Here is a 17,630-nt window from a genome sequence, read left to right as displayed (position 1 = left end):
AGTAAAAGTGCGGTCAATTTTGACCGCATTTTTTATAAAAATACGGGTGCTGAAGTGAAAAATAGTGGTTCTTGAAAAATATATTTCTAGGTAAATTTGCCTTATGTTATCCTTTGCAAAAAATTTTTAGGATCACATTATGTTGAGTATTTTTGTTACTTTTCTTGGCGCGTTTTTAACATTGATTGTGATGCGACCCGTTGCCAATTGGATTGGATTAGTTGATAAGCCAAACTATCGTAAACGTCATCAAGGCACAATTCCACTAATCGGTGGCGTATCGCTTTTTGTTGGAAATCTTTGCTATTATTTGATGGAATGGGATCAACTTCGATTACCGTATCTTTATTTGTTCAGTATTTTTGTTTTATTGGCGATTGGGATTTTAGATGATCGCTTTGATATTAGCCCTTTTTTAAGAGCAGGCATTCAAGCAATATTGGCGATTTTAATGATCGATCTTGGGAATATTTATCTTGATCATCTTGGTCAAATTTTAGGGCCTTTCCAATTAACGCTCGGTTCAATTGGTTTGATTATTACCGTCTTTGCCACTATTGCGATTATTAATGCCTTTAATATGATTGATGGTATTGATGGATTGCTTGGGGGACTCTCTTGTGTTTCTTTTGCGGCGATTGGTATTTTAATGTATCGAGATGGGCAAATGGATATGGCGCATTGGAGTTTTGCTTTAATCGTATCGATTTTACCTTATTTGATGCTCAATCTAGGGATTCCATTTGGACCAAAATATAAGGTGTTTATGGGGGATGCTGGGAGTACATTAATTGGCTTTACCATTATTTGGATTTTGTTATTAAGTACGCAAGGAAAAGGGCATCCTATGAATCCAGTAACCGCACTTTGGATTATTGCGGTTCCTTTGATTGATATGGTTGCGATTATTTATCGCCGTGTACGTAAAGGTAAAAGCCCATTCCGTCCAGATCGTTTACATGTTCATCATTTAATGGTAAGAGCGGGTTTAACATCAAGACAAGCCTTTTTATTGATTACGTTTGTTTCTGCAGTTTGTGCAACTATCGGTATTTTAGGGGAAGTTTATTATGTGAATGAGTGGGCGATGTTTGTTGGCTTTTTCATTTTATTTTTCCTTTATGTCTATTCAATTACGCATGCATGGCGAATTACCCGTTGGGTAAGAAGAATGAAACGTCGTGCAAAACGATTGAAGAAAGCATAAAAAATAAAGGCTTGTGTTATTAAATCACAAGCCTTTATTTTTTGAGAAAATTCACCGCACTTTTTAACATTTTGATGATCTATTTTTGTAGATAGAAAAAATCCCCAGCCTTTTGGCTAGGGATTGAAATTTGGAGCGGGAAACGAGGCTCGAACTCGCGACCCCGACCTTGGCAAGGTCGTGCTCTACCAACTGAGCTATTCCCGCAGTTCACATCAGTGAATGAGCCCACATTATACAAATATTTTTAGGGCTTGCAAGGGCAATTTCATAAAAAGAAATTTTTTGTTGAAGTTTTCGTCAATCTAATTTCATGAAGTGTTCGCGATAATAAGCCAGCTCTTTAATGGATTCTCGAATATCATCTAGCGCTAAATGCGTATTCTCTTTTTTAAAGCCTTCTAAAATTTCAGGTTTCCAACGTGCTGCAAGTTCTTTTAATGTGCTCACGTCTAAATGGCGATAATGAAAATAATCGGCTAAATCTGGCATATATTTCACTAAGAAGCGTTTATCTTGGGCAATGCTGTTACCGCAAATTGGCGATGCACCTTTGGGAACCCATTTTTTTAAAAAGTCTAAGGTTTGTAATTCTGCTGCTCGTTCGGTAAGTTTGCTGGCTTTTATGCGTTCAATTAAGCCGTTTTCACTATGCGTTTTTTGGCACCAATCATTCATTTTATTGAGTAATTCATCAGACTGATGAACCGCTAATACTGGGCCCTCTGCCAAAATATTTAAATTTTTATCTGTCACAATAGTCGCAATTTCAATAATACGTTCTTTTTCCGGTTCTAAACCAGTCATTTCTAAATCAATCCAAATAAGATTTTGTTTATCGAATGGCATAATATCAGGTATCCTATGCAAAAATTTTTTTCATTTTACCAAAAACAAGGGAAAAAACGACCGCACTTTTATGGCTAAACGTAAATTAACTCAAAACCAAACCAGAAGAATTCAATCGAATAATGCAAAAACATTACATCGCCATAAGAAAAAAGAGATTGAATGGTCAGATGAAATGCTTGGCGAATCGCAAGAAGGCGTAGTGGTCACACGTTATTCTATTCACGCAGATGTCGAAAATGAACAAGGCGAAATTTATCGTTGTAATTTGCGTCGTACCTTGTCGAGTTTGGTGGTGGGAGATAAAGTTGTTTGGCGTAAAGGCAATGAACAATTACAAGGTGTGAGCGGCGTGATTGAGGCGATCCATCCCCGAGAAAATGAAATTTCCCGCCCTGATTATTATGATGGTTTGAAACCTATTGCGGCGAATATTAATCGTATTATTATTGTATCAGCAGTATTGCCAACGCTTTCCTTAAACATTATCGATCGTTATCTTGTTGTGTGTGAAATTGCGGGAATCACGCCTCTCATTGTTTTGAATAAAGTGGATTTACTGGCGCAGGAACAGCGTCAAGAAATTGAAGACCAACTTAAAATTTACCAAGATATTGGCTATGAAATTTTAATGATTTCAGCAAAGAGCGGTGAAAATATGGAAAAATTGACCGCACTTTTGGCACAAGGCACGGCGATTTTTGTTGGGCAATCTGGTGTTGGTAAATCGAGTTTAATTAATCATATTTTGCCTAGCGTAAACGCTCAAGTAGGGGATGTGAGCGAAACATCAGGCTTAGGGCAGCATACCACGACATCGTCACGTCTTTACCATTTGCCACAAGGCGGTAATTTAATTGATTCGCCTGGAATTAGAGAATTTGGGCTTTGGCATTTAGATGCAGAGCAAATCACAAAAGGCTATCGAGAATTTCAATATGTTTTGGGCACCTGTAAATTCCGTGATTGTAAACATTTGAGCGATCCAGGGTGTGCATTGCGTGAAGCCGTTGAGCAAGGGAAAATTTCGCCTGTTCGTTATGATAATTATCATCGATTAATTGAAAGTTTAAGTGAAACAAAATCACAACGTCATTTTTCATTAGTTTAACGATTGAGATTGTGAATAATAAATAAACTATTTAGCTTATTTTTATGATTTAATTCAGGCTTTTTGGTGTTTATTCTTGATTATTTTGTTTTGAAAAAGGATACTAGGGCAATTTTCTGGTTTTATATTTTTAATTATTGATTAGTCGAGGTAGCATTATGTATTCAAAAGATGTGGAAATTATTGCACCAAACGGTTTACACACGCGCCCTGCTGCACAATTTGTGAAAGAAGCGAAAGCATTTTCTTCTGAAATTACAGTAACCTCTGGGGGGAAAAGTGCAAGTGCAAAGAGCTTATTTAAGTTGCAAACATTAGCTTTAACGCAGGGAACAACACTTACCATTTCTGCTGATGGAGAAGACGAGCAACAGGCAGTTGAACATTTAGTCGCGTTAATTCCAACTTTAGAATAATTCTTACTTAGCCATAAAATTGTGAAATTTTATGGCTATTGTTTATTTATTACTTTGTTAATTGTTTCGGAAGGTATCTATGATTTCTGGCATTCTCGCATCTCCAGGTATTGCCTTTGGTAAGGCACTTGTTCTTAAAGAAGAAAAGATTGTTCTTGATACACAAAAAATTACTGATGATCAAATTGACGCAGAAGTCGCTCGATTTTATGAAGGGCGTAACGCGGCGGTAGAACAACTTAATTCAATTAGAGAACGTGCATTAATTTCTTTAGGCGAAGAAAAAGCGGCAATCTTTGAAGGTCACTTGATGATTCTTGAGGATGAAGAATTAGAAGAAGAAATTCTTGATTATCTTCGTTCAAATAAAGTGAATGCAGGCGTTGCGGCGAGTAAAATTTTAGATCAACAAGTGACAATGTTATCTGAAATTGATGATGAATATTTGAAAGAACGTGCAGGCGATATTCGGGATATTGCTAACCGTTTAGTTAAAAATATTTTGGGAATGTACATTGTTGATCTTGGTGATATTCAGGAAGAATCTATTCTTGTTGCTTATGATCTGACTCCCTCAGAAACAGCTCAACTTAATCTTGAAAAAGTATTAGGGGTTGTCACTGATATTGGTGGTAGAACCTCACATACTTCTATTATGGCGCGTTCTTTAGAATTGCCAGCGATTGTCGGCACAAATAAAGTGACTAAATTAGTCAATACGGGCGATTATTTAATTTTAGATGCTATCAATAACCAAGTTTATATTAATCCAACAGCATCTCAGATTGATGAATTAAAAGCACTTGAAGCGAAAATTTCTGAGGAAAAAGCAGAGTTAGCTAAATTAAAAGATCTTCCTGCAATCACATTAGATGGACATAAGGTTGATGTGGTTGCGAATATCGGGACGATTCGTGATTGTGACGGCGCAGAACGTAATGGAGCGGAAGGGATTGGGTTATACCGAACTGAATTCTTATTTATGGATCGTGAACAGCTTCCCACAGAAGAAGAACAATTTATTGCCTATAAACAAGTGGTAGAAGCAATGAACGGACGTTTAACAGTGCTTCGTACTATGGATATTGGTGGCGATAAAGAGCTTTCATATTTAGATTTACCAAAAGAAATGAATCCATTCTTGGGATGGCGTGCGATTCGCATTGCATTAGATCGTCGTGAAATTTTAAATGCACAATTACGTGCGGTGTTACGTGCTTCAGCTTTTGGTAAATTGGCGGTAATGTTCCCGATGATTATTTCTGTAGAAGAAATTCGGGAATTAAAAGCGGTTATTGAAACATTAAAAGCGGAATTACGTGCAGAAGGGAGACCGTTTGATAATAATATCCAAGTTGGTGTAATGGTCGAAACCCCCTCTGCCGCGGTAAATGCAAAATTTTTAGCAAAAGAAGTGGATTTCTTTAGTATCGGTACTAACGATTTAACTCAATATACTTTGGCTGTAGATCGCGGTAATGAGTTTATTTCCCATCTTTATAATCCGATGCACCCCTCTGTGCTTGGTTTAATTAAACAAGTGATTGATGCCTCTCACGCAGAAGGAAAATGGACGGGAATGTGTGGGGAATTAGCAGGGGATGAACGTGCGACTTTATTATTGCTTGGTATGGGATTAGATGAATTTAGTATGAGTGCGATTTCTGTACCTCGAATTAAAAAATTAATTCGTAATGTAAATTTTCAAGATGCAAAAGTGCTTGCTGATACTGCATTACAAAAACCGACCGCTGCAGAAATTGATCAATTAATTGAAGAATTTTTGCTGGAAAATTCATTAAATTAAACAAAATTATTTGATTTTACGTTAAAATAGCAGCCATCTTGAATGGATAGGAGATTAAAATGGGCTTATTTGACAAGTTATTTGGTTCAAAAGAAAACAAATCTGTGGAAGTTGAAATTTATGCACCGATCTCTGGCGAGATCGTTAATATTGAAGATGTTCCCGATGTGGTTTTCTCTGAAAAAATTGTTGGTGATGGTGTTGCTGTTCGTCCTATTGGTAACAAAATCGTTGCGCCAGTAGATGGTGTGATTGGTAAAATTTTTGAAACCAATCACGCTTTTTCAATGGAATCAAAAGAAGGGGTAGAATTATTTGTACACTTTGGTATTGATACTGTTGAGTTAAAGGGGGAAGGCTTTACTCGTATTGCGCAAGAAGGGCAATCTGTTAAGCGTGGCGATACTGTGATTGAATTTGATCTTGCGCTATTAGAATCAAAAGCAAAATCTGTCTTAACACCAATCGTAATTTCAAATATGGACGAAATTTCTTGTGTCGTAAAAAAATCAGGCGAAGTAGTGGCTGGAGAATCAGTGGTATTAGCCTTAAAGAAATAATTTGTTTACGGTAAAAAAAGTCCGCCTTTGTGCGGACTTTTTTATTTATTATAGTTACCTAGGGTAAGTATACCCTAGGCTAATTTAAGTGCTACCCCGTTGGGGTAGTTTGAAGTTCCTCAAAGAGGAACGACTATAATTAACCGTGGGTATACTTACGCCACGTCAGCAAAAGATTTCGCTTTGCAAAATATTCAATATGAATGTGGCGAAACACATCATTTAAAAGCACAAAGTGCGAGTATTTTATTAGTAATGAAAGGGCAGTTAAATTTACGCTCAGAAACGACCGCACTTTCTTTGAAACAAGGTTCATTATTGCAGGTGCGGCTTATGAAGTGGAAGGATTAATTGAAGGCTATGCAGTGGTCGCAAAATTGCCTTGATAAGGTCTTACCAAAAAAGTATAGTCCTCTTAATCTTTTATTAAGATTTATTTGTTTTAATACACACATCCAAGCAATGGAGCTTGAAATTAACTAACTTAAAAAGGAAACATTATGAAAAAATTTGCATTAGCAACAATCTTCGCATTAGCAACCACTTCAGCATTTGCTGGTTTTAATGGCAATAATAGTCAAGGTGGTTTTCAACAAGCAGCCCCTGCTGCAATTAGTGTAAAACAAGCTTTATCTGCGGCTGATAATTCAATGATTACTTTAGTGGGGAATATCACTCAGCAAATTGATGACGATGAGTTTTGGTTTACTGATGAGACTGGGCAAATCAAGATTGAAATTAAAAAACGCGTTTGGAATGGTTTAAACGTAGATTCTAAGGATAAAGTGAAAATTTATGGAAAATTGGATAATGAGGTATTTGAGAAAGCGGAGCTTGATGTATTACGTATCGAAAAAGTAGAATAATCATTCTTTCAAAATGGCGGGCATTAACTCGCTATTTTTGTTTATAAAGTGCGGTCAATTTTTATGAGAATTTTATTGATAGAAGACGATAATCTAATCGGCAATGGGTTGCAGATTGGTTTAACCACACTTGGTTTTGCGGTGGATTGGTTTACTGATGGAAAAACAGGAATGGCTGCTTTAACCTCTGCGCCTTATGATGCGGTGGTATTGGATTTAACCTTGCCTAAACTTGATGGATTAGAGGTATTGCAACAATGGCGATCTAATCATCAAGATGTTCCCGTATTAATTTTGACTGCTCGCGATACTTTAGATGAACGAGTTAAAAGTTTACAAAGTGGTGCAGATGATTATCTTTGCAAGCCTTTTGCTTTGGCTGAGGTCGCCGCACGTTTACAAGCCCTTATTCGTCGTTATGGATATCATCATTCTGTGATAGAACAGGCTGGTGTTAAGCTCGATCAAAATCAACGTTCTGTTTGGCTGAATAATCAACCCATTTCTTTAACAAGCCGTGAATATAAATTGCTTGAATTATTTATGCTGAATAAAGATCGCGTATTGTCTCGCTCATCCATTGAAGAAAAATTATCCAGTTGGGATGAGGAAATTAGCAGTGGCGCATTGGATGTGCATATTTATAATTTACGCCAAAAATTGGGGAAGCAATTTATTCGAACAATACACGGTGTTGGATATGCTTTGGGACAAGTTGAAAAATGAAAAATAGAAGCCTTACGTTGCGTCTTATTTCTGTGCTTTGTTTAACCGCACTTTTTGTTTGGCTGGGTTCTACGCTTGTGGCTTGGTGGCAAGTGCGCCACGATGTGAATAAAGTTTTTGATGCACAACAAGTTCTCTTTGCTGAACGGCTCGCAAATTCAGATTTAAGTACTATTTTGTTGGAATCTAGCACAACGCTAAATAAAAATTCACAGTCGGTATTAAAAAAAAGTTATGACGATGATGCCTTAGCCTTTGCTATTTTTTCTAAAACTGGGAAACTTTTATTCAGTGATGGGCGAAATGGAAAAGATTTTATTTTTAATAATAAAATGGGTTTTCATAATTCTCATACTTATGATGATGACGATAACTGGCGAATTTTCTGGCGTATGGCAGCTAATGGAGAATTAGTTATCGCAGTAGGGCAAGAATTAGATTATCGTGAAGATTTAATTGAAGAAATGATTTTTGGGCAAATGTGGATTTGGTTTGCCAGTTTGCCTATTTTGATCATTGTTTTAGGATGGTTGATTCATAAAGAACTTCGACCGATTAAACGTTTAAGCCAAGAAGTACAAACGAGAAAATCTGGCGATGTGTCATTGCTGAATACGGAGGGGCTACCCGTTGAGATTTTACCCTTAGTAAAAAATTTAAATCAATTTTTTGACCGCACTTCAGCTATGTTGCAACGCGAACGCCGTTTTACTTCTGATGCAGCTCACGAATTGCGTAGTCCATTGGCGGCATTGCGTATTCAAACTGAAGTTGCGCAACTCGCTGGCGATGATGTAGCGTTACGAGAACAAGCACTTTTACATTTAACGCAAGGCATTGATCGGGCTTCGCAATTGATTGAACAATTATTAACGCTTTCCCGCTTGGATAATTTGCAAGCCTTAGAAACACTACAGCTGCTTGATTGGGAAGCTATTGTTCAATCATTAATTTCTGAGCGTTATTTTGTGGCAGAAAAACGTAAAATTACCTTGGTTTTTGAGAAAGAAACTGAACCAAAGCAAAAACAAGGGCAATCAATTTTAGTTTCATTGATGCTTAGAAATTTACTCGACAATGCTATTAAATATTGTCCTGAAGATACAATCGTTTCAGTAAAAATTTCATCCTCACAGATTATTATTGAGGACAATGGTGGTGGCGTTGAACCTGAAGATTTGAAAAAACTTGGACAGCGTTTTTATCGTCCAGCTGGGCAAAATGAAAAGGGAAGTGGCTTGGGGCTTTCTATTGTTATGCGAATTGCGGAATTACACGGATTTAAAGTGCGGTTAGAAAACATTGTAAAAGAGGGGAGAAGAATTGGCTTAAAAGCAATAATATCCTTGTAGAAATGGCTTTAAAATAAATGATATTTGTGCGGTAAATTATTTTGTAAATTTTACCGCATTTTTTAGTTTAGCTTTCACTAATTTGAAATAATGACTGTATTTTGTTAATATACACAAGTTTTTGGAAACAATCCTTCAATTCCTACTGAACGTTTCCTTCAAAATCGCACTTCTATGTGCTGTCCTTTGTAGTGGTTCCATTACATATTTTTGCCTCTAGGCAATGTTTATTAAATCTATTTTTAATCTATTCATTTAATCGTTAAGGGGAAAAGTTTGTCTTTATCTCAATTTATGACAAAGCGAACGTCATTTAATCCTTTGGTAATTGGCGTTACATTATTTTTTGTGTTGTTACTGATAGCAATGATTTTTATTGCGCCAGAGCAAACACAGGCATTATTGAATCAAGCTAAAAGTAGTATTTTTGCTAATTTTAGTTGGTTTTATGTACTCACTTTTTCAGTGTTTTTAGGATTTTTATTAATTTTATCAGTAAGTAGTCTTGGCAATATAAAACTAGGGCAAGATGAAGAAGAACCTGAATTTAGTTTCTTATCTTGGCTTGCGATGTTATTTGCCGCTGGAATGGGGGTTGGGCTGATGTTTTTTGGCGTAGCAGAACCATTAACCCATTATCTTTCTGACATTACAGCAGGTTCTGCAGAACATAAACAACAAGAGGCTTTACTTCATACTTTGTTCCACTGGGGTATTCACGCTTGGGCAGTATATGGCACCATTGCTTTAGCATTAGCTTATTTTGGGTTTCGTTATAAATTACCTTTAGCGTTGCGCTCTTGTTTTTATCCTTTATTAAAAGATCGTATTAATGGCAAAATTGGCGATGCGATTGATGTTATGGCATTACTTGCCACATTATTTGGGATTATTACCACATTAGGTTTTGGTTCATCACAGCTTGGTGCAGGGCTTGAACAAATAGGTTGGATAAGTCAGAACAGCTTTGCCTTACAAGTTGGCGTTATTGTTGTGGTGATGTGTTTAGCGGTGTTTTCTGCCATTTCTGGTGTTGGAAAAGGCGTGAAAATATTAAGTGAAATTAACTTAACTTTAGCATTTTGTTTACTTCTCTTTGTTTTAATTGCAGGGCCTACGTTATACCTTTTATCTGCATTTAGCGACAATATTGGTAATTATTTCAGCAATTTAGTGCAACTCAGTTTTAAAACCTATGCTTATGAACAAGAACATACTAGCTGGTTTAGCGGATGGACTGTGCTTTATTGGGCTTGGTGGTGTTCTTGGGCTCCGTTTGTGGGTTTATTTATTGCGCGTATTTCTAAAGGGCGAACTATCCGTGAATTTATTTTTGGCGTATTAGTTATTCCAAGTTTATTTGGTATTTTATGGTTTACTGTTTTTGGTAATACAGCAGTATGGCTAAATGATGGCATTGCTGCGGGCGGGCTTGGCGAATTTATTTCTTCTCCAGAAATTTTATTATTTAAATTTTTAAATTATCTGCCTTTACCAACAATAACAGGCTTTGTGAGCTTATTAGTGATTTCATTGTTTTTTATCACTTCAGCGGATTCAGGTATTTATGTGTTAAATAACATTGCATCTCGAGATAAAAGTTTAGCTTCGCCTGCGTGGCAAGCCATAATGTGGGGCACTTTGATGTCAGTTGTTGCAATTGTGCTAATGCAATCTGGTGGACTTGCTAATTTGCAAACAATGACATTAATTGTTGCCTTGCCTTTTGCTTTATTGATGTTGGTAATGTGTTTTAGTTTATGGAAAGGCTTAATTGCGGATAAAAAATATTTTTCTACTAAAGTCAATCCAACTAGTATTTTCTGGAGCGGCGATAAATGGAAATCACATTTAGAGCAAATGATGAACCAAACGCAAGAGAAAGATATTTTACGTTTCCTTAAAAATACGGCGTTACCCGCTATGCGAGAATTACGTCAAGAATTAACAGGAAAATATAATTTAAGTGTAGAAATCAACACATTATTTGAACAAGAAGAGCCAGCTTTGGAATTGGTAATTCATAAAGAATCAATGCGAGATTTTATGTATGGTATTAAATCTGTTGGGCGAGAAGTGTCAGAGCAATTAATTAACGATGAAAATCTACCGCACATTCAGCATAGTGTTACTTACGAGCCTTACACTTATTTTTTTGATGGACGAGTCGGTTACGATGTTCAATATATGGATCAAGATGAATTGATTGCCGATATGTTGAAACAATATGAACGTTATCTAAGTTTGCTTGATGATGTGGGTCAGGAACTGATGGCACACGAGCAAACCGAACTAGCAGAGTAATCGATTTAAAGGTGCAACGTGTGCCAGTTTTGTGGTTATTTAACCTGATTAATTAAAAATTGGGTTAATAGCGAAACAGGGCGACCTGTTGCACCTTTATTTGCGCCTTGTAACCAAGCAGTGCCTGCGATGTCTAAATGTGCCCAGCGATATTTTTTCGTGAAGTTAGACAAAAATGCACCCGCTGTAATTGCACCACCCCAGCGACCGCCAATGTTGGCAAGATCGGCGAAAGGCGATTTCAGTTGCTCTTGATATTCTTCGCTTAATGGTAAACGCCACGCTTTGTCAGTGGTTTCTGTTGCGGCTTGGAGTAGTGCATTGGCAAGATTGTTATCTGTAGAAACTAAGCCGCTATTGTGTTGCCCTAGTGCAACCACACAAGCACCAGTCAAGGTTGCAACATCAATAACAAGCTCAGGTTCAAAACGCTCAACATAAGTAAGGGTATCACAAAGCACTAATCGACCTTCTGCATCAGTATTAAGAACTTCTACGGTTAAACCATTCATAGTGGTAAGAATATCGCCTGGGCGATAAGCATTGCCATCTGGCAGATTTTCACAACCTGCTAAAACACCAATAACGTTTAATGGCAAGTTCAACTGTGCAATGGCTTTCATTGTGCCGAAGACAGAGGCTGCACCGCACATATCATATTTCATTTCATCCATATCTGCGGCGGGTTTAAGTGAAATACCGCCTGCATCAAAGGTTAATCCTTTGCCTACAAGTACAATGGGTTTGGCGTTTTTATCTGGCGCATTATTGAATGTTAAAACAGACATATAAGCACGGTTTTCAGAGCCTTTTGAGACGGCAAGATAAGCGTTCATTCCAAGTTTTGCCATTTCTTCTTCATCCACAACGTTCAATGAAAGTGCGGTAGAATTTTCTGCTAAATTTTTTGCTTGCTCAGCAAGATAAGCTGGATTACAAATATTTGGTGGCATATTTGCGATGTTGCGTGCTGCTTTTATGCCTGAGCTAATGGCATTGGCGTGAGAAATAGCTTGTTGTGCTTGAGCACAATCCGTATTGAAGATGAAAGATTCTAAAACAGAGGTTTCTGCTTTTTGAGATTTGAAATGATCAAATTGATAATTGGTGTGTTCAATCGTTTCAATGGCAAAGCGGATATTCCAATAAAGATCGCGATCTTTTAATTCAATTTCAGTTAAATAAGAAATGACTTCACGCGTGTTGGTTTCTTTTAGTGTCTTTAATACAGCTTGGATGATTTGTTTATATTGACGCTCTGTGAGTTCTCCTTTTTTGCCACAGCCAACGATTAATAGGCGTTTAGCATATAAACCTTGAAGATCACGAAGTAAAATGGTTTGGGCTAATTTGCCAGTGAGCTCACCTGATTTCACTAAATCGTTTAAATAACCTTGGGTTAATTGATCGATTTCATTAAAACTTTTTGAAAATTTATTATTTTCATAGACGCCTAAAACAATGCAATCAGTGGCTTGAGAAAGTGCGGTATTTTTTGCTTGATATTTCATTTGTTGTCCTTAAATTTCTGTTTAATTCAGCTAAAATAAGTTATCATATGCGACCGATTTTATCCAGTTTTCCTCCGTTTTAGATTTAGAAAAACAAACGAAATAAGATGATTTTAATTCGATATTTAATAAAAGAAGTTTTCAAAAGCCAAATCGCAATTTTACTAATTTTGCTATTGATTTTTTTTAGTCAGCAGTTTGTGCGTGTATTAGGTGCGGCGGCAAATGGGAATGTGCCAGCTGATTTGGTTTTCTCTTTATTAGGCTTAGGAATGCCGATAATGGCGCAGTTGATGTTGCCACTATGTTTATTTATTGCGATTTTACTGACTTTTGGTCGCCTTTACGCTGAAAGTGAAATCACAGTGATGCGTGCATGCGGTGTGGGGCAACGGATTTTGGTTAAAGTGGCACTGATTATGTCTTTATTAACGGCAGGTATTGCCGCCTATAACGCATTATGGCTTTCGCCTTGGGCAATTCAAAAACAAGTGAATATGGTGGAAGATGCAAAGGCTAATCCAACCGTTGGCGTGCTGTCTTCAGGTCAGTTTATTTCTACTAATAACAATAACGTTGTGTTATTTATTGATAAGATTAAAGATAATCAAATCCGCAATGTTTATTTATTTCAAATGACACCTCAAAAACAAACAAAACCTTCAGTGATAACAGCTGAAAAAGGGGAATTAATTGCGTTGCCAAGTGGTGATCAAGTCTTAAATTTGAAAAATACAAAACGGGTTGAAGGAACCTCCGCTTTGCCAGATTTTCGCATTACGCATTTTGATGAATATCACGCCTATTTAGGTTATCAATCTGCAGAAAATACCAATGATGAAGTAGCAGAATTAACATTGTCTCAACTTATCGATTTAGATTCTTCTTCTGCGAAAGCTGAATTGCATTGGCGTATTACCTTAATTTTGGCAGTGCCATTAATGGCATTGATTGCTGTACCATTAAGTCGCGTAAATCCTCGACAAGGTAGATTTGCCAAAATTTTACCCGCACTTTTACTCTATTTAATTTATTTCTTGTTACAAAGCTCTTTTAAATCTGCAGGTTCAGCGGGAAAATTAGAGGCTGAACTCTTAATGCCGCTTGTTAATATCGGATTTTTCTTACTTGCTGTGGTGTTGAATAGCTGGGACAGTGAAATAATGTATAAATTTCGCTATTTATTCAGTAAGAAAGGATCGGCAAAATGATAAATACCCTTGATCGTTATATTGGAAAAAGTATTCTTGGTGCGATTTTTTCTACTTTAATGACTTTAGTGGGATTGTCGGCGATTATTAAATTTGTCGAACAATTTCGTAGTGTAGGTAAAGGCACTTATGATATTTGGCAAGCGGTAATTTTTACTGGTTTAACTATACCAAAAGATATTGAAACTTTCTTTCCTATGGCAGCATTGCTTGGAGCATTAATTGCACTGGGTAATCTTGCTAGCAGAAGTGAACTTGTTATTATGCAATCAGCTGGATTTTCTCGCTTTAAAATAGGTATAGCGGTAATGAAAACTGCATTACCATTAGTAGTATTTACAATGATTATTGGGGAGTGGGGAATTCCACAAACAGAACAATTTGCACGAGATATGCGCGCTAAGGCTCTTTCTGGTGGTTCAATACTTTCAATTAAAAATGGTGTGTGGGCGAAAGATGGTCATCATTTTGTATTTGTTAGGCGTGTGACGGATGATACAAAATTAGACGATATTTATATTTATACCTTTGAACAACAGCATAATTTAATAAAATTAAAACATGCAAACCAGGCGAGTTATTCTGAAGATGAAGCTAAATGGACATTGCGTCAAGTTAATCATTCAACGATTACGAAAGATGAAATCATCACAACGAATCATTTATCAGAAACTTGGGAAACTAGTTTGACGCCAGATAAATTAGGTGCGGTTTCTTTGCGTCCGACATCATTATCTATCTCAGGTTTATATCATTACATTTCATTTCTGCGTGAAACAGGGCAAGATGTGAGTCGTTTTGAACTCACGTTTTGGCGTAAAATTTTCCAGCCTGTATCCGTTGGCGTAATGATGTTATTAGCCTTATCTTTTATTTTTGGCTCGCTACGCAGTGTGACTGCAGGCGCAAGGATAGTTACTGGGATTTGTGTAGGATTCTTATTTTATGTCGTTAATGAAATTTTAGGACAAACGAGTGTAGTTTACGGTATTCCTGCTATTTTTGGTGCACTGATCCCGAGCTTGCTTTTCATTGTAATGATTTGGTGGTTATTAAGTCGTAAGCGAGATTAATTTTAAGGAAATAAGTTAGCTGAATTGATTCATCGTTATTTGATAGATAAAAGAATGCTTGATTATGAATTTATTTAATGTAAACCCTGAAAATAATAAGTTTGCATAATAAATGAAGATCAAGCATTCTATATTGGTATAGACGTTTAGCCGTCTAAATGATTAAAAAAATTACTTTAAATTGGGAGTTATTATGACAACATCACATATTTTAGGCTTTCCTCGTGTAGGGGCAAAACGTGAATTAAAATTTGCACAAGAACGTTATTGGCGTAAAGAATTAGCAGAGCAAGATTTATTAGATTTAGCGAAAGCGTTGCGTGAAAAAAACTGGAAACATCAAGCAGCGGTGAATGCGGATTTCGTTGCAGTGGGCGATTTCACGTTCTACGATCATATTTTAGATTTACAAGTGGCAACAGGGGCAATTCCTGCTCGTTTTGGTTTTGATAGCCAAAATTTAACCCTTGATCAATATTTCCAACTTGCACGTGGTAACAAAGATCAATTCGCAATTGAAATGACCAAATGGTTTGATACGAACTATCACTATCTTGTGCCTGAGTTCCAAAAATCGACCGCTTTCAAAGCTAATCCGGCACATTATGTAAACCAAATCCGTGAAGCAAAAGCGTTAGGCTTAAACTTCAAACCTGTGATTGTTGGCCCATTAACATTCTTATGGTTAGGTAAAGAAAAAGGCGAAGCATTTAACCGTTTCGATTTATTAAATCAATTAGTGCCTGTTTATGTTGAAATATTAAATGCATTAGTGGCTGAAGGGGCAGAGTGGATTCAAATTGATGAACCTGCATTAGCATTAGATTTACCAGCAGAATGGGTTGAAGCCTATAAATCTGTTTACGCTGAATTAAGCAAAGTGAACGCAAAATTATTATTAGCCACTTATTTTGGTTCAGTTGCAGAACACGCTGAATTATTAAAAGACTTACCTGTTGCAGGCTTGCATTTAGATTTAGTTCGTGCACCAGAACAACTTGCGGCATTTGAAGATTACAGCAAAGTGTTATCAGCTGGTGTGATTGAAGGTCGTAATATCTGGCGTGCAAACTTAAACAAAGTGTTAGATGTATTAGAGCCATTAAAAGCAAAATTAGGTGAGCGTTTATGGATTGCACCAAGCTGTTCATTATTGCATACCCCATTTGATTTAGAAGTGGAAGTACAATTAAAAGAAAAAAATACCGCACTTTACAGCTGGTTATCTTTCACGCTACAAAAAGTAGAAGAATTAAACGTATTAAAACAAGCGTTAAATAATGGCAGAGCGTCTGTACAAGCAGCATTAGATGCAAGCCAAGCGGCAGCAGATGCACGTGCAACGTCAAAAGAAATTCATCGCCCTGAAGTGGCAGAACGTTTAGCAAACTTGCCAAAAGGTGCGGATCAACGTAAATCGCCATTTGCAGAACGTATCGTTAAGCAAAATGCGTGGTTAAATTTACCGCTTCTGCCAACTACAAACATTGGTTCATTCCCACAAACTACTGAAATTCGTCACGCACGTGCAAGTTTCAAAAAAGGCGAGTTATCTCTTGCAGATTACGAAGCGGCAATGAAAAAAGAGATCGAATATGTAGTACGTCGCCAAGAAGAATTAGATTTAGATGTGTTAGTTCACGGCGAAGCAGAACGTAACGACATGGTGGAATACTTTGGGGAATTATTAGATGGTTTCGCATTCACTAAATTTGGTTGGGTACAAAGCTACGGTTCACGCTGTGTAAAACCACCAGTAATTTACGGTGATGTTACCCGCCCTGAGCCAATGACAGTGCGCTGGTCACAATATGCGCAAAGTTTAACTAACCGTGTAATGAAAGGAATGCTCACAGGCCCTGTGACTATTTTACAATGGTCATTCGTGCGTAACGATATTCCACGTTCAACCGTATGTAAACAAATCGGCGTAGCATTATCTGATGAAGTGTTAGATTTAGAAGCAGCAGGCATTAAAGTCATTCAAATTGACGAACCAGCCATTCGTGAAGGTTTACCACTTAAACGTGCAGATTGGGATGCATACTTACAATGGGCAGGCGAAGCATTCCGTTTAAGCTCAATGGGCGTGCAAGATGATACGCAAATTCACACACATATGTGTTATTCCGAGTTTAACGATATCTTACCTGCCATTGCGGCATTAGATGCAGACGTGATTACCATCGAAACTTCACGTTCAGATATGGAATTATTAACCGCATTTGCAGATTTCAAATATCCAAATGATATTGGCCCAGGTGTTTACGATATTCACAGCCCTCGTGTACCAACGGCGGCGGAAGTGGAACATTTATTACGTAAAGCATTAAATGTAATTCCAAAAGAACGCTTATGGGTAAACCCAGACTGCGGTTTAAAAACGCGTGGTTGGACAGAAACCATCGACCAATTAAAAGTGATGGTGGATGTAACCAAAAAATTACGTGCGGAATTAGCGTAAGTCATAATACATAAAGAATAATTTTCAAACACAACATAATTAAAGCCGAATCTCTATGGGATTCGGTTTTTCTTATAGATAAAATGTTGAATATAATAAAAAAGCCTTGAATTGATCTGCACCCCAAAAGTTGGACTAAACAACTAACTAAGGTGCAGATTTTTTATGAGCAA

General features: G+C 37.0%; 15 protein-coding genes and 1 tRNA gene. 13 read left to right on the top strand and 3 right to left on the bottom strand.

Translation table 11 applies throughout. The features are described from left to right. The first annotated feature begins 139 nt into the window (after positions 1–139). Positions 140–1,207: a UDP-N-acetylglucosamine--undecaprenyl-phosphate N-acetylglucosaminephosphotransferase gene (wecA, locus tag DQN49_RS09295; RefSeq protein WP_006995776.1), complete on the top strand. Its 1,068-nt coding sequence runs from the start codon at positions 140–142 to the stop codon at positions 1,205–1,207. A gap of 131 nt (positions 1,208–1,338) precedes the next feature. Here wecA and DQN49_RS09290 read toward each other — a convergent pair. Further along, positions 1,339–1,414 (bottom strand) — tRNA-Gly (locus DQN49_RS09290). 93 nt (positions 1,415–1,507) lie between these two features. Next, a complete protein-coding gene (orn, locus tag DQN49_RS09285; protein WP_006995777.1) occupies positions 1,508–2,056 on the bottom strand; it encodes an oligoribonuclease in 549 nt (182 codons plus the stop codon). A 70-nt stretch (positions 2,057–2,126) separates the two neighbouring features. Here orn and rsgA point away from each other — a divergent pair, with 70 nt between their 5' ends. From rsgA to DQN49_RS09240, 9 genes are all read left to right on the top strand, one after another. Then, positions 2,127–3,167, top strand: a complete 1,041-nt coding sequence (gene rsgA, locus DQN49_RS09280) for a small ribosomal subunit biogenesis GTPase RsgA (protein WP_006995778.1) — start codon at positions 2,127–2,129, stop codon at positions 3,165–3,167. Positions 3,168–3,325: 158 nt separating this feature from the next. Beyond that, positions 3,326–3,583, top strand: a complete 258-nt coding sequence (gene ptsH / locus DQN49_RS09275; RefSeq protein ID WP_006995779.1) for a phosphocarrier protein Hpr — start codon at positions 3,326–3,328, stop codon at positions 3,581–3,583. Between the two features lie 79 nt (positions 3,584–3,662). Continuing rightward, positions 3,663–5,390, top strand: coding sequence for a phosphoenolpyruvate-protein phosphotransferase PtsI (ptsI, locus tag DQN49_RS09270; protein ID WP_006995780.1), 1,728 nt, complete (start codon positions 3,663–3,665; stop codon positions 5,388–5,390). A gap of 59 nt (positions 5,391–5,449) precedes the next feature. Beyond that, positions 5,450–5,950, top strand: a complete 501-nt coding sequence (crr, locus tag DQN49_RS09265; protein ID WP_006995781.1) for a PTS glucose transporter subunit IIA — start codon at positions 5,450–5,452, stop codon at positions 5,948–5,950. 183 nt (positions 5,951–6,133) lie between these two features. Beyond that, positions 6,134–6,301, top strand: a complete 168-nt coding sequence (locus DQN49_RS09260) for a hypothetical protein (protein ID WP_006995782.1) — start codon at positions 6,134–6,136, stop codon at positions 6,299–6,301. Between the two features lie 149 nt (positions 6,302–6,450). Beyond that, positions 6,451–6,816, top strand: a complete 366-nt coding sequence (locus DQN49_RS09255) for a YgiW/YdeI family stress tolerance OB fold protein (protein ID WP_006995783.1) — start codon at positions 6,451–6,453, stop codon at positions 6,814–6,816. 63 nt (positions 6,817–6,879) lie between these two features. Beyond that, positions 6,880–7,542, top strand: coding sequence for a response regulator (locus tag DQN49_RS09250; RefSeq protein ID WP_006995784.1), 663 nt, complete (start codon positions 6,880–6,882; stop codon positions 7,540–7,542). Further along, entirely contained in the window at positions 7,539–8,894 is a 1,356-nt protein-coding gene (qseC, locus tag DQN49_RS09245) for a quorum sensing histidine kinase QseC (RefSeq protein ID WP_006995785.1), read from the top strand. The genes DQN49_RS09250 and qseC overlap by 4 nt, the downstream gene beginning before the upstream one ends. Positions 8,895–9,170: 276 nt before the next feature. Beyond that, positions 9,171–11,198: a BCCT family transporter gene (locus tag DQN49_RS09240; RefSeq protein ID WP_006995786.1), complete on the top strand. Its 2,028-nt coding sequence runs from the start codon at positions 9,171–9,173 to the stop codon at positions 11,196–11,198. A 35-nt stretch (positions 11,199–11,233) separates the two neighbouring features. Here DQN49_RS09240 and DQN49_RS09235 read toward each other — a convergent pair whose 3' ends face one another. After that, entirely contained in the window at positions 11,234–12,709 is a 1,476-nt protein-coding gene (locus DQN49_RS09235; protein ID WP_006995787.1) for a leucyl aminopeptidase, read from the bottom strand. 107 nt (positions 12,710–12,816) lie between these two features. Between DQN49_RS09235 and lptF the strand changes: the two genes are divergently transcribed. From lptF to metE, 3 genes are all read left to right on the top strand, one after another. Further along, positions 12,817–13,920, top strand: coding sequence for an LPS export ABC transporter permease LptF (gene lptF / locus DQN49_RS09230; RefSeq protein ID WP_006995788.1), 1,104 nt, complete (start codon positions 12,817–12,819; stop codon positions 13,918–13,920). Beyond that, a complete protein-coding gene (gene lptG / locus DQN49_RS09225) occupies positions 13,917–14,993 on the top strand; it encodes an LPS export ABC transporter permease LptG (protein WP_006995789.1) in 1,077 nt (358 codons plus the stop codon). Before lptF ends, lptG begins: the two co-directional genes overlap by 4 nt. 193 nt (positions 14,994–15,186) lie before the next feature. Then, positions 15,187–17,457 (top strand): 5-methyltetrahydropteroyltriglutamate--homocysteine S-methyltransferase, encoded by a 2,271-nt coding sequence (gene metE / locus DQN49_RS09220; RefSeq protein WP_006995790.1) that lies wholly within the window; start codon positions 15,187–15,189, stop codon positions 17,455–17,457. The last annotated feature ends 173 nt before the right edge of the window (positions 17,458–17,630 follow it).

The organism is Haemophilus aegyptius, assembly GCF_900475885.1.
GTDB lineage: Bacteria > Pseudomonadota > Gammaproteobacteria > Enterobacterales > Pasteurellaceae > Haemophilus > Haemophilus influenzae.
Note: the sequence above shows the minus strand (reverse complement) of the source record. Positions and strands in the feature narration are given on the sequence as shown.

What these genes read in the sequence shown, in the direction of transcription:
- wecA (WP_006995776.1), top strand. Translation starts at nt 140, where the DNA reads ATGTTGAGTATTTTTGTTACTTTTCTTGGCGCGTTTTTAACATTGATT.
- orn (WP_006995777.1), bottom strand. Translation starts at nt 2,056, where the DNA reads ATGCCATTCGATAAACAAAATCTTATTTGGATTGATTTAGAAATGACT.
- rsgA (WP_006995778.1), top strand. Translation starts at nt 2,127, where the DNA reads ATGGCTAAACGTAAATTAACTCAAAACCAAACCAGAAGAATTCAATCG.
- ptsH (WP_006995779.1), top strand. Translation starts at nt 3,326, where the DNA reads ATGTATTCAAAAGATGTGGAAATTATTGCACCAAACGGTTTACACACG.
- ptsI (WP_006995780.1), top strand. Translation starts at nt 3,663, where the DNA reads ATGATTTCTGGCATTCTCGCATCTCCAGGTATTGCCTTTGGTAAGGCA.
- crr (WP_006995781.1), top strand. Translation starts at nt 5,450, where the DNA reads ATGGGCTTATTTGACAAGTTATTTGGTTCAAAAGAAAACAAATCTGTG.
- DQN49_RS09255 (WP_006995783.1), top strand. Translation starts at nt 6,451, where the DNA reads ATGAAAAAATTTGCATTAGCAACAATCTTCGCATTAGCAACCACTTCA.
- DQN49_RS09250 (WP_006995784.1), top strand. Translation starts at nt 6,880, where the DNA reads ATGAGAATTTTATTGATAGAAGACGATAATCTAATCGGCAATGGGTTG.
- qseC (WP_006995785.1), top strand. Translation starts at nt 7,539, where the DNA reads ATGAAAAATAGAAGCCTTACGTTGCGTCTTATTTCTGTGCTTTGTTTA.
- DQN49_RS09235 (WP_006995787.1), bottom strand. Translation starts at nt 12,709, where the DNA reads ATGAAATATCAAGCAAAAAATACCGCACTTTCTCAAGCCACTGATTGC.
- lptF (WP_006995788.1), top strand. Translation starts at nt 12,817, where the DNA reads ATGATTTTAATTCGATATTTAATAAAAGAAGTTTTCAAAAGCCAAATC.
- lptG (WP_006995789.1), top strand. Translation starts at nt 13,917, where the DNA reads ATGATAAATACCCTTGATCGTTATATTGGAAAAAGTATTCTTGGTGCG.
- metE (WP_006995790.1), top strand. Translation starts at nt 15,187, where the DNA reads ATGACAACATCACATATTTTAGGCTTTCCTCGTGTAGGGGCAAAACGT.